Annotated in this window: 11 protein-coding genes; all 11 read right to left on the reverse strand. The window is 37.7% G+C overall.

Annotated features, from left to right (window positions below; all coding sequences use genetic code 11):
* Positions 1-66: 66 nt before the first annotated feature.
* Entirely contained in the window at positions 67-1,764 is a 1,698-nt protein-coding gene (locus tag MKZ14_RS20710; protein ID WP_036079466.1) for a M3 family oligoendopeptidase, read from the reverse strand.
* 132 nt (positions 1,765-1,896) lie between these two features.
* Positions 1,897-2,472 (reverse strand): YdcF family protein, encoded by a 576-nt coding sequence (locus tag MKZ14_RS20715; protein ID WP_036079468.1) that lies wholly within the window; start codon positions 2,470-2,472, stop codon positions 1,897-1,899.
* Positions 2,473-2,549: 77 nt separating this feature from the next.
* Positions 2,550-4,292 carry a methyl-accepting chemotaxis protein gene (locus tag MKZ14_RS20720; RefSeq protein ID WP_036079470.1) on the reverse strand — a complete coding sequence of 581 codons (1,743 nt, stop codon included), beginning with the start codon at positions 4,290-4,292 and terminating at the stop codon, positions 2,550-2,552.
* Between the two features lie 224 nt (positions 4,293-4,516).
* Positions 4,517-6,265, reverse strand: a complete 1,749-nt coding sequence (locus MKZ14_RS20725) for a methyl-accepting chemotaxis protein (RefSeq protein ID WP_339280398.1) — start codon at positions 6,263-6,265, stop codon at positions 4,517-4,519.
* A gap of 82 nt (positions 6,266-6,347) precedes the next feature.
* A complete protein-coding gene (locus MKZ14_RS20730) occupies positions 6,348-7,643 on the reverse strand; it encodes an arsenic transporter (RefSeq protein ID WP_339280399.1) in 1,296 nt (431 codons plus the stop codon).
* 66 nt (positions 7,644-7,709) lie between these two features.
* Complete coding sequence (locus MKZ14_RS20735) at positions 7,710-8,429, reverse strand: YebC/PmpR family DNA-binding transcriptional regulator (protein ID WP_016992915.1); 720 nt, start codon at positions 8,427-8,429, stop codon at positions 7,710-7,712.
* 201 nt (positions 8,430-8,630) lie between these two features.
* Positions 8,631-9,092, reverse strand: a complete 462-nt coding sequence (locus MKZ14_RS20740; protein ID WP_333004725.1) for a low molecular weight protein-tyrosine-phosphatase — start codon at positions 9,090-9,092, stop codon at positions 8,631-8,633.
* A 60-nt stretch (positions 9,093-9,152) separates the two neighbouring features.
* Positions 9,153-9,755: a lysophospholipid acyltransferase family protein gene (locus MKZ14_RS20745; protein ID WP_016992913.1), complete on the reverse strand. Its 603-nt coding sequence runs from the start codon at positions 9,753-9,755 to the stop codon at positions 9,153-9,155.
* A 79-nt stretch (positions 9,756-9,834) separates the two neighbouring features.
* On the reverse strand, positions 9,835-10,668 hold the full coding sequence (locus MKZ14_RS20750; protein WP_016992912.1) for a putative RNA methyltransferase: 834 nt from the start codon (positions 10,666-10,668) through the stop codon (positions 9,835-9,837).
* A gap of 2 nt (positions 10,669-10,670) precedes the next feature.
* Positions 10,671-12,038 (reverse strand): MATE family efflux transporter, encoded by a 1,368-nt coding sequence (locus MKZ14_RS20755; RefSeq protein ID WP_339280400.1) that lies wholly within the window; start codon positions 12,036-12,038, stop codon positions 10,671-10,673.
* A 136-nt stretch (positions 12,039-12,174) separates the two neighbouring features.
* Positions 12,175-12,942 carry a tyrosine-protein phosphatase gene (locus MKZ14_RS20760; protein ID WP_312123937.1) on the reverse strand — a complete coding sequence of 256 codons (768 nt, stop codon included), beginning with the start codon at positions 12,940-12,942 and terminating at the stop codon, positions 12,175-12,177.
* Positions 12,943-13,048: the final 106 nt, after the last annotated feature.

A 13,048-nucleotide genomic window follows, 5' to 3' on the forward strand; every position in this document is an offset into this window, starting at 1 on the left:
CAAACTAAAAAATTCGCTCACTTCCACACTAGTTATCGTGGAAGTGAAACGAATTTAAGTCATCAATTATAGAGAAGAATCATCTATTGAGTTTAAGAATGTCTCAATTTCTCCTATAACCGATTCAACACAGCCATCCTCAAATGGTGAGATTAAACCTGCCTCTTTTACAAGCTTTGTAAAGGACATCGAGCCACCTAAACTACAAAGATGAATATAGTCTTTCCAAGCCGCTTCAAATTCTTCACGTGAACGCTTCCAGAATTGGAAGGCACAAATTTGCGCTAACGTATAATCAATGTAATAGAACGGACTTGCATAGATGTGGGCCTGACGTTGCCAAATGCCCCCAGCCTCTAGGTAGCTGTTATGATCATAGTCGCGATGTGGTAAATATGTTTCCTCAATTTTTTTCCATGCAGCTTTACGTTCAGCAGGTGTCATTGTAGGATTTTCATAAATAACATGCTGAAACTCATCTACTGCCACACCATATGGTAAGAATAAAAGACCACTACTTAAATGTGTAAATTTATATTTCTCTGTATCACCTTCAAAGAACAGCTCCATCCAAGGCCATGTGAAGAATTCCATACTCATCGAGTGAATTTCACAAGATTCGTAGGTTGGCCATAAATACTCAGGAATGCCTATGTTACGGCTTGAATAAACTTGGAAAGCATGTCCAGCTTCATGTGTTAATACATCGATGTCACCTGAAGTACCATTAAAGTTTGAGAAAATGAAAGGAGAATGATAGTTTTCAATAAACGTACAATAACCGCCACTTTCTTTCCCTTTCTTCGCTACAAGATCCATTAAGTCATGATCAATCATGAAATTGAAGAATTCTCCTGTTTCAGGTGAAAGCTCCTCATACATTTTTTTACCGTTTGCTACAATCCACTCAGGATTCCCTTTTGGCGTAGCATTACCTGATAAGAAGTTAAGTGCTTCATCATAAAATTTAAAATCTTCAATGCCAATTCGCTTTGCCTGACGCTCATATAGCTTCGTTGCAACAGGCACAATTAAATCACGAACCTGATCACGGAATTTTTTAACCATATCAGCATTGTAATCAATACGATTCATACGAATATAGCCTAGTTCAACATAGTTGTTATAGCCCAGTTTAATCGCAATTTCATGGCGTACCTTGACAAGTTCGTCATATAAACGATCGAATTCATCTTCATGCTTTGCAAAGAAGCCAAAACGAGCATCCGTTGCGGCCTTACGTGTTTCTCGATCCGTTGACTCTGCAAACGGGCCAAGTTGAGCAAGCGTTAATGTTTCCCCATTAAAGTCGATTTGTGCAGAAGCAACAAGCTTATTGTACTCAGAAACAAGTCTGTTTTCTTTTTGCATCAAATCAATAACTTCTGGTGAGAAGCCTTTAATTTGATAAGTTGCTAAATCAAATAATTGTTGACCCCATTTTTCTTCTAATTGCTCACGAAATGGTGAATCAATTAAAGCTTTATAATATTCCGTCGTTACTTCTTCTAGCTCAGGACCTACTTCATCGAAATAATCACGTTCTGCTTGATAAAATTCATCGTTCGTATCGATTGAAGCACGAATATACACTAAATTAGCCATTGTCGCAAAGTCATTACTAATTGCATTGTGCTTTTCTATGATATTACTTTGCTCGTCCATCGATTGTGCTTGTTTAAATTGCTCAATAAGTGCTAATTGCTGCTCTTTCATCGATGCCACATTTGGTCGGCTGTATTGATAATCTTTAAACGTTGTCATTAAAGTCCCCTCTTTCTGTCCTATACCCCGTAATATTTCTATTATATGCCAAATGGAATCTATTAAGAAACAATTATCTCTTTTCTGTTGTGATGATTTTTTGTGAGAAAGAAATGTAAAGGCGTTATTGTTTTAATAGCCCACAATATATGTTTTTAATAAGGCAGCTCTTTCTCTTATTCTTAATTTTGCTTCTACTGATTTTGGTGTTTTTGCTGATAGGACATCTACTTCAAAATCTAACGTTTCAGCAAGATATTTTGCACGTTTCAAATGAAAGTCATTTGAAACGATGGTAATTTTCTTTGTCTCTTCTGGTAATAATTCTTTAGAGAATACTAAATTTTCATAAGTAGACGTAGATTGATCTTCTATGATAATTCTCGTGGCATCGATGCCATGCTGTTCCAAATAGTCTTGCATTACAGATGCCTCTGTACGGTCTTCATCTGGCCCTTGTCCACCTGACACAATGACCTTAACATGTGGGTATTTTGTTAAGTATGGAACAGCCACCTCTAATCTACTTTTTAATGAAAGCGATGGTACACCACCTGGCCTTACTTTTGCTCCCAATATAATCATATAATCAGCTGAACCATTGGCATTTGGTTCTATACCCTGATCAAGTTCTCTTCCCAGCCAAATATAAAGAACGATTCCAATACCGATTAAAATAACACCAACTGTCACCAACCATCTTCTCACAAATCATTCCTCCTTTACCTTTTATTAACGATGGTAAAAAGAAAAGGATGCTTGTTAACCAAGCATCCTGAAAGATATTATCTCAATATAAATCGTTTAATAGACTCCTGTAAAGCAGATATTTCATCGGTTAAATCATTGGATGATTCGCTAACGAGTTGTATTGCGCGTTGTTGCTCATCTACAGATGCTGTTACCTCTTCAGACGCAGCAGCATTCTTTTCACTAATCATCGCAATACTTTCAATCGATTGCATAATATTATTCTTAGAGCTATTTAAATATTCTACACTATCCGTCGTATCGCCTATAATGGCTATGATTTTTTCAACAGCTAATTTAATTTCTTTAAAGGATGATTCTGTAACCATGACAGAATCATTTTGTTGACTTACAATGATATGGGTTTTCTGCATTTCATCATTGACTAAGTTTGTTTCACTTTCAATGCCTTTTAGCGTCGTGCGTACTAGCTCAGTTGCTACAGAGGTTTGATCAGCAAGTTTACGTACCTCTTCCGCGACAACTGCGAATCCTTTACCATGTTCACCCGCTCTTGCTGCTTCAATAGAGGCGTTAAGTGCAAGTAAATTTGTTTGATCTGAAATCTCCGTAATCGTCCCCACGATGCCTTCAATTTCACGTACCTTGACAATTAAGCTACCAAATACAGACTGAATATTCTGAACGAGATTTGAAGACTCCTGCGACTTATCCTTTAAGCTTTCTAGATTAACTAGGCCTTCTTCATTTGATTTTTTCATATGCTGTGAGGCATCTAACATTAATTCATTTTTATCATGCAATCCTTCAATTTGCTGCGCAAACTCGATAGCCGTTCTGTTTGTATCCTCTGCATCAGATGCTTGCTTGACTGCGCCCTTGGATACTTCATTGATTGCTTTGACGATTTCATCACCATAGGCATTTGTCTCCTCAGCTACTGCAGTTAAGTTCGCTGAAGTTGATTGTATTTCTACAATCGCTTCCTCCACATCTGAAATAAGTGTTTTAAGTTGATGTACCATTTCATTAAAGCCATCATTTAACTGTCCTATTTCATCCGAGCGCTGTAAATGCTCAATTTCAACCGTTAAATTCCCTTTTGCTACTTCACGCACACGTTTAGATAATTTTTGAACTGGTAATGCAAGATGTCTTGATACAAGAATGACAACGATTGTCCCAATAATGATGGCACCTACTAATGTCAAACCAATTACTAGCAATAAAGAATTTGCCTCTGCATTAAAATCCTGCATATATGTACCTGATGCAATAATCCATCCCCAATGTGGATCTTTCTCAGAATAAATAATTTTATCCGCTAAGACATTCTGACCTGGTAGTTCAAATTCATATTGTGTAAAGCCACCACCATCAAGTGCCTTTTCAGTTACTTCTCGAATAAAGTAATTGCCACTGCTATCTTGGTCATTCCAAAGATTATCTCCTTCTCGTGTTGGATGTGTTGTTAATGTTCCCTTATCATCCAGCACATAAATATAGCCATATTCCCCTAAATCACCAGGATAATTAATCGGCCGTTTTCCTTCGCTATCTTTCGGACCAAGAAATGCTTCTCGTACTCGTTCCTGTGCAACCTCTAATGGAATGTTACCTTTCTCAACACTTTCGTTTGCGAGCTCGATTAATTGCAAAGCAGATTCAACACTATTGTAAAGTACCTGCTCTCCTATATCCTCCATCCCATTCTTAGCCTTACCATAACTAACTATACCTATTATTAAACTTGGGATAATTAGTAGTGCCAATGATATAATAATCAATTTCCCCTGTATTGAACGTAAAAACTTCATACTTTAGCCCCCTATTTTCTTCGTTCAACAATATATTACTTTATATTATGTTATGGTTTGGAAGTTTTCACAATGGGTAAAGCACAAATTATTTTCTAATTTCCCTTAATATGGTTCGTTTTAATACTTTCATGCTAACCTCTTGATATATTTTAATGGCCAAAAATTTATAAAAACTATTTCTCCACAAGACGTACACTTATAGAGAAATAGTTTTGTGCTTATCATAATTTAAATGTATTAATCGTTTCTATAACCTCTTTCGTTGTTTGATCTAATATGGTTACAACTTCATTTAATTCAGAAACCATCGTTACTTGTAAATCCGAGGCAGTTGCTACTTCCTTTGTTCCTCGCACACTATGCTTCGCAATAGCATTCATCTGCTCGGTAGTAGCTAATACTTCCTCAGAGCCTGCTGACATTTCTTCAATTACAGCAGAGTCATCTTGAATTTTATTATTCACCTCAAGGACAGAATGCAATATTTTCTCTAGACTTACGCCTATGTGTTGCACTGATTTATTGCCTGCCTGTACATCTATTGTACTGCTAGCCATCTCCTGTAATGCTCGATCAGTAATTTTCTTAAAGCTTTCTAAATGCATGTGTATTTCGTCAGCAGATGCTTTAGACATCTCTGCAAGTTTACGAACTTCATCTGCCACGACTGCAAAACCTTTACCAGCCTCTCCTGCTCTTGCTGCTTCAATTGCAGCATTTAAAGCCAGTAAGTTGGTTTGATCCGCTATACTTGTAATGATTTTCACCATCTCTTCAATTGATTGGAACTTATCACCCATTTCCTCGACATGATTAGCCGTACGTAAAACAGAAGATTCTACGTTTTGAATTTGGGATACAACTTCTTGAGAATGATTAACACTTGTTTCCACAAGTCCTGTCATGGCTGATGATGACTCTGCAATCTCTGAAGTTGTATCAGCCAGTCGTTGAATACCAATTGACATCTCATTCATAGTTAATACAACTTCTTGATTATTTTGCTGTTGTTGCTCACTACCAGCAGCAATTTCGATAATTCGATCTGCAATTTGAGCGTTTGATTCTTCCACATGTTGAGAAGTCTCATCAATTTTTTGAACAACATTTTGTAAAGCAAATGTGCGTTGTTGAATCGTATGGAAAGTTTCTTTTAATTTTTGTAGTGATTCTCTGAAGGATTGTGCAAATATTGTAATTTCATTGGTTCCTTTTAATTGAATTTTCTCCACTTCTATCGTTGCCTTAGCAATATCTCCTAGAGCAAAACTTTGTGCTGCAACACCGAGATGCGCTAAAGGTTTTAATGCTCCATTAATATAACGATATAAGATAAACATCACAATACCTGTTAAAGCTAATATGACAATAATTAATGCAGGTAAAATAGCCGTTAATACGGCATTCGCAACATTGCTTACCTCTGTTGCTTCTATATCGACCCCAACAAAGGCAACAGTATTCCCTGCCTCATCCTTTAATGGAACAGTACCAGATAAATAATCTCCAAAATCACTATGTAAAATAGCGGAATAATAACTTCCTGTATTCTTTACCTTTTCAATATCCTTGTAGTATGTGGTGGAGGACTCATCTCCTATAGCTCCAGCATTTTCTTGATCATCTGCTGGCATACCGTCCACTAAAAAACGTACCTTTTTATCTTCCTGTGGTACTGCGAAAGTATAGGCATAGAGAACACCATTTATTTCACGTAATTCGTTGAGCTCTTCTCGAAGTCGCCAATATAACTCAGATTCTTTTGGTTCCTTTGAGAGTTGCTCATATTCATCTGCATTTAGATGTTTTGCAATATTCTCAGCAACTGCAACTGCCTGTGTTCCCATGGTTTTATTAACAGATAATTTTGCTGTGTAGATAGTTGTTATAACAAAAAAAGATAACAAAGCCACTAACATTACTAATGACATTAACACTATTTTATTGCTTAATTTGCCTGTCGCTCGCATACTTTCCTCCTTTAATATACTGATATACTAATATCTTAATAGTTCCTATTGTACTATTTTTTCAACTATTTCGACAATAAATCTATGATATTAAGCATATCCAAATAATTAATGCAATTAAAGTGGCGAACAGTGTCGGAATGGTAAGAATAACACCGATTTTAAAATATTGTCCCCAGCTAATTTTAATGCCTTTCTGGGCTAATATATGAAGCCATAGCAATGTTGCCAATGAACCAATCGGTGTCATTTTTGGACCTAAATTCGTACCAATTATATTTGCATAAATCAGTCCCTCTTTCATCATGCCCGATGCGCTTGTTTCTGAAATCGCCAAAGCATCAATCATAACAGTAGGTAAGTTGTTCATGACAGCAGACAAAATGGCAGCCACAAATCCCATCGTCATCGTTGCTACTACGAAGCCCTGCTGTATAGCTAGCTCGAATAAATTTGCTAACAGTCCTGTCATCCCTACATTTTTTAACCCATAGACAACCACATACATACCAATTGAGAAGAACACAATGTTCCATGGAGCTCCTTTTACAACCCTCTTTGTATCTACAATAGAGCTACGCTGTGCAAGCCATAAGAATAAAGCAGCGACCCCACATAAAATAAAGGATACAGGGATGTGTAAAACCTCACCAGCTACGAATCCTACTAATAGGATTGCAATCACATACCAAGCGATCGTAAATAATTTGGGATCCCTGATTGCGTGCTTTGGTTGCTCAACTGCCTCAAGAGAATAATGCTGTGGAATGGAACGGCGAAAAACAATGTAAAGTACTGCTATACTTGCCACTAACGAAAAGAAGTTCGGTACGATCATATGAACTGCATAATCTATAAACCCTATGTCAAAAAAGTCAGCTGAGACAATATTCGTTAAATTGCTAATAACAAAAGGTAAGGAGGTTGTGTCTGCTATAAAACCACTTGCAATAATAAATGGAAAGATCATTTTTTCAGTCAAGTTCAGTTTTCTCACCATCGCTAAAACGATCGGCGTTAATATTAAAGCACCCCCATCATTAGCAAACAAAGCTGAGACAACAGCTCCAAGGCAACTAATATAAACAAATAAGCGAATTCCACTTCCCTTTGCGAGTCGTGCCATATGGAGAGCTGCCCATTCAAAAAAGCCAATTTCATCTAAGATGAGTGAAATTAAAATAATGCCAATAAATGATAGTGTTGCATTCCAAACAATCTCCGTTACCACTAATACATCATGCCAGGTTACTACACCTATTAATAGTGCAATAGCTGCTCCTATACAGGCCGACCAGCCTATTGATAGTTTTCGTGGTTGCACTATGACAAAAAATAATGTAACTAAAAATAAAATAATGCCTAAAGCAGTCTGCATCATTTTCCTCCCTAATTAAAAACCAGTAGCGTACATGCTACTGGTTTACTCATTTTGCTAATTGGTTTATTCGCCTAGATCTGCATTGTGGAAGACATTTTGTACATCTTCTAAATCTTCTAATGCATCAATTAGTTTTTCAAACTTCGCTACATCGTCGCCAGTTAAAGTCACTTCTGTTTGAGGAAGCATAGAAAGCTCTGCTACTGTAAATTCTTCTACGCCTGCAGCCTTCAATGCTTCTTGTGTCGCAAAGAATTGATCTGGCTCTGCATAAATAATTACGGCTTCTTCCTCTTCTAGAATATCGCGAGCATCAATATCAGCTTCCATTAAAATCTCTAGTACTTCATCAGCCGTTTTGCCTTCTAAGCCAATAACTGCTGTTGAATCGAACATATAAGCTACAGATCCACTGACACCCATATTCCCGTTATTTTTACCAAATGCTGCACGTACATCAGATGCTGTACGATTTACATTGTTTGTTAAAGCATCCACGATAATCATTGTGCCGGCTGGTCCAAAACCTTCATAACGTAATTCATCAAAGTTTTCATCACCGCCACCTTTTGCTTTGTCGATGGCTTTTTCTATAATATGTTTTGGAACACTGTATGTTTTTGCGCGTTCAAGTACTACTTTAAGTGCACGGTTTGACTCTGGATCTGGTTCGCCCGATTTAGCTGCCACATAAATTTCTCGTCCAAATTTTGCATTAATACGGCTTGTGCTTTGATCTTTAGACGCTTTCTTTTCTTTAATATTGTTCCACTTACGACCCATTGTTTCCACTCTCTTTCAAAAGATAAATTTATAAAAATAATAGATACGCAGTTGCATATCTGTAAATGGTAATTAAATACTTATCGTATCTTTACTCTGCAAATAATAACACAATGATGCTTACAAAGCTAGATATACCAATGTTTAAGGTAGCATTTTTCTGAAGAAATCACTGTTAAAATTTACGTTTTTAGCGCCCTCTTACAACAGCTCTTGTTTAATTTTTTCTAGTAATGCCTGACAACCTTCCTGCACCAAATCATAAGTTTCCTGAAAATCACCTGTATAATAAGGATCTGAGACATCCTTACGATGCGGTGTTAAATCTAAAAAACGAAAAATCTTTGGCGAGTTTGGATTGCCTAGTATTGTGCGGATATTACGAATATTGCTTTCATCCATTCCGATAATATAAGCAAACTTTTCAAAATCTGACTTTTGTAATTGTCGACCTTGCATACCTATTGTGGAAATACCATATTCCCTAAGCTTATCCTGTGTACCCCGATGTGGAGGTTCACCGATATGCCACGAACTAGTAGCAGCAGAATCCACTTCAATTTTATCTTCTAAATGCTCTTTCTTCACCAAGTCGCGCATAATCGCCTCTGCCATGGGGGAGCGACAGATATTACCTAAACACACGAAAAGTACTCGAATCATTTTATTTTCCTCCTACAACAAAGCACTCAAAATCAATTTGATTCTGAGTGCCATTTTCTTTTATTTTACGGGAATACGTTTCTGTAATTCTTCTGTTAGAGCGACTAGCTCATGCTCAAGGTGTTGAGTAAACTGCTCACGGCCTTCTTTTCCCTTACCTGTTACATAAAATGGCTCACCATAAATTAAATAGCCTTTGCCACGCTTCATGACATCTCCAGCATTACGCGCACCAACATAAGCAGCTGGAACAATTTGCGCCTTTGCCAACTGTGCAATGGTAATAGCACCTTGTTTTAAATCTGTTCCGTCTGCACTGCGTGTACCAGAGGGGAAAATCCCTACAATTTTACCTTCCTTCAATAACTGCGAAGGAATTTTAATCACGCTTGGTCCAGGATTATCACGGTCTACCGGAAAAGCATTTAAATGCTTAACAAGCCAGCCAAGCCCTTTCATTTCAAATAATTGCTTCTTCGCCATAAAGTGAATTTCACGAGGGTACATGGCTACACCAAGGTTTAAAATATCCACATAGCCAGTATGTGTACAAGCTATAATAAACCCACCCTCTTTCGGCAAGTTTTCTTCTCCGTATACACGAGCCTTTGAACCCATTAATTTTAATATTACTTTGACAACATTTGCTGCTAGTTTATACACTGTTACATTCCTACCTTATTCAATAGTTATTCCCATTGTAATCGAAAATACCAGTATACTGCAATTGCAGGTGACCAACTTAAACCTTCCCTACTAATAGATCCACATCAATCGTGATTTCATTTAATACAATGGCTGTTTCCTCTTTTTTATGCCAGCCCATTGGTGTCATTTCTAATAGCGCAGGTACTAGTTCATCTGCAAGCGGTAAAGTATAAGTTATGCGTTCTACGTTTACCTCACGAAAACTATCTTGAAAACGAGCCACAATTTGTTCATTTGAGTAAGTTTCCTTGCTTGAATCTGCATATAATTGAGCACGCAGTTCTTGCAAATATCCACTTTGTGGAACAACCTTTACAAGACAGCCATTCGGTTTAAGAAGTCGTTTAAACTCCTCATAATTTGCTGGCGATAATATATTTAAAATTGCATCGAAACTTGTCTGAGCAAATGGACTTTTAGCTAAATCCCCTACACACCAAATTTGTTGAGGATAATGACGTGCTGCAGCCAAAATGCCCTCCTTTGCTATGTCAATTCCAACGCCAATACCATGATTTCTATCATTCATAATGCGAGCTAAATGTGAGCCCTCTCCACAACCAGTATCAAGCACCGTTTTTGCTGAGCTTATAAGCTCACCGATTCGGGCTTCTACAGCATCATAAATCCCACTATCAATAACAGCCTTGCGGGATTCAAAAAGGCTCTTACTATATTTAGAAGCAGCGCTATGTGTCAACATGTTGACATAGCCTTGTTTCGCAATATCAAAGGAATGGTTAGAAGCACAAACCAATCTCCCTTGCTCATAGACATGCATTGATTGCTGACAGATCGGACAAGCAAAAAGGGTGATATGTTGATCCATTAATGCTGCCCCGATAGCACGTTTCGATAATGCGCCCATTTCTATGCCTCCTTCTTGTCGTTCGGTGATACAAGAGCATAACGCTCCCATTTACGACTTTTCCATCTAAAGTATACAATAATCGCCCGCACCCATTCATCTGCTGAAATGGCTAGCCATACTCCGACCAAGCCCCAATCCAACACAAATACAAATAAATAGCCAAGCGGCAGACTCATGCAAACCATCGATAGGAAACCAATTTTCACTGGGAATCTAGCATCCCCAGAAGCGCGTAAAGAGTTAATGACAACGATATTCATCGTGCGACCAGTCTCTAGTAATATACTTAGAGCTAACACGGACGCTCCAATTTTAATGACCTCTGGATTATCAGTAAAAACCTGCATGAGGGGCTTACGGAAAATCGTAACGACTGCGACCATAATTATCGTAAAAACAAATGCTGCTCGAACACTTTTCCATAGCTGATGATACGCCTCATCTTGCTCGCCTGCACCCACATGACGACCAATAATAATGGCTGTTCCTGTACCAATGGCTATCGCAAATAAATACGTAAACATCGAAATATTCATAGCATACTGTCGTGCTGCTAGCGTTTCTGCTCCTAAGTAAGTCGCATAATATAAAAAGATGATTTGGCAAAATTGATAAAGCACCTGCTCAAACGCAGATGGTAAACCAATGTTTAGTATTTTTCTTACATATTCCTTTGAATACTCAAAATAATATTGTAACTTTACGCGTACTTCCATTACCTGATATAGCAACCAGAAAAATACTAGTACGGCTAGTCCGCGACTAATGACTGAGGAAATAGCCGCTCCTTTCACACCAAGCTCTGGTAAACCTAAATTCCCAAAAATAAGACAGTAGTTTAGCACAACATGTAAGACGTTCATGCCAAGTGAAACGTACATAGTTTGTTTTGTCCAACCATGTACACGAATAATTGCAGCAAGTGCATTAATAATAGCCTGCAGGAAAATAAAACTCCCAATGATGACTAAGTAACTTTGTGCATAGTGGAGTACTTCTCCCTGCAGGTTCATCATTGTCATTAAATGTCTCGCAAAGAAGAAAAATAAAATACTCATTAAAAGCCCAACGACCAAATTCATCGTGACCGCTAACGCCGAGATTTTCGCCGCCTCAAAAAAGCGTCTGGAACCTAAATACTGTGAAACAACAATAGATGCACCATTGCCCACTACTTCCAGTATTAAGATGGCAATATGGATATATTGATTGGCTGCACCTACTCCTGATACAGCATTATCTGATAAAGCACTGAGCATAAAAGTATCGGCTAGTCCCATCAACATAAATAGAAAAACTTCTAAGAAGATCGGCCATGTTAAATGGAATAGACTTAACTTATTTGTCTCTTTAATTGTGTCTGCCAATACTTTCACTTCTCCTATAGTTTCTTAAAAATCTATTGTATCTTATCACAAATATTTTGACTGTAAAGAGATTTATAGGAAGACAGCGCTTCCACATAAAAAAACCCCTCTCACATAGGAGTGAAGGGGCACATTTTTAAATTAAGCAATAGGATTGCAATTGCTCTCGTTTTTCAATTGTTAGGCCAAATTCCTGCTCTAAAAACCCAGCCTTTGAACCATAGCGACCATCCATAGCATCCAGTGCTGCTTGTAAATAGTCTTCACGGGCGGACATTAAAGCATAAAATTGCTGTAGTTCTTGCTCATTATACTGATGCTGAATAGCCTGAGCCATTCTTTCCACCATTGGACGTAAATACATATTGGTATCTAAATAGTCCTCCATGATAGTCTCCTCAGGTACATCTAAAGCTAGTAAAATAAGAGCTCCCCCAATACCAGTTCGGTCCTTACCAACTGCGCAATGGTGAACAAGACCTAGATTATCAGGATTTTGAATCGTTTGCATTAACTCTTTAAATGAAGGATTGTTAAAAGGCATTTGTGCATAAAAATCCCGGAACATATCAGGGCTTACCGCTTTATAAAAATCTCTACCCTCAGCATTCGTAGGCATTTCAAAAGCATGCTTACCCTTCGCTGGGATTTGAATATATTGAGCATTCGAGAACACTGGGTTAGGATTATGATATGCCTCATTGTTATCGCGATAATCAAAAATAGTTTTAATCCCTAGCGTTTCAAATAGTTCTTTATCCGCCAGTGTCATTTTCCCAAGGGCCGCTGAGCGGTAAAATAAACCGTTCTTTACCCTACGGCCATCCCTTGTCTTATATCCACCCATGTCTCGGAAATTATAGACTGCCTCAAATGGAATCACCTTTGTCTCTAATTGTTCCAATCACTACACCTCCTAAAATTATCGAGCATACTTACTTTTATTCTAAAGAACAAACTACATTAATTCCAATTTTCACGCTAGGTAATAATTAAAACACAAAAAATAC

This window comes from Lysinibacillus sp. FSL P2-0066 (assembly GCF_037969495.1).
GTDB classification, from domain to species: Bacteria; Bacillota; Bacilli; order Bacillales_A; family Planococcaceae; genus Lysinibacillus; species Lysinibacillus boronitolerans.

Excerpts from the sequence above, each read along its gene's own strand:
- MKZ14_RS20740 (WP_333004725.1), bottom strand. The coding sequence starts at position 9,092 with ATGATTCGAGTACTTTTCGTGTGTTTAGGTAATATCTGTCGCTCCCCC.
- MKZ14_RS20735 (WP_016992915.1), bottom strand. The coding sequence starts at position 8,429 with ATGGGTCGTAAGTGGAACAATATTAAAGAAAAGAAAGCGTCTAAAGAT.
- MKZ14_RS20725 (WP_339280398.1), bottom strand. The coding sequence starts at position 6,265 with ATGCGAGCGACAGGCAAATTAAGCAATAAAATAGTGTTAATGTCATTA.
- MKZ14_RS20730 (WP_339280399.1), bottom strand. The coding sequence starts at position 7,643 with ATGCAGACTGCTTTAGGCATTATTTTATTTTTAGTTACATTATTTTTT.
- MKZ14_RS20720 (WP_036079470.1), bottom strand. The coding sequence starts at position 4,292 with ATGAAGTTTTTACGTTCAATACAGGGGAAATTGATTATTATATCATTG.
- MKZ14_RS20710 (WP_036079466.1), bottom strand. The coding sequence starts at position 1,764 with ATGACAACGTTTAAAGATTATCAATACAGCCGACCAAATGTGGCATCG.
- MKZ14_RS20750 (WP_016992912.1), bottom strand. The coding sequence starts at position 10,668 with ATGGGCGCATTATCGAAACGTGCTATCGGGGCAGCATTAATGGATCAA.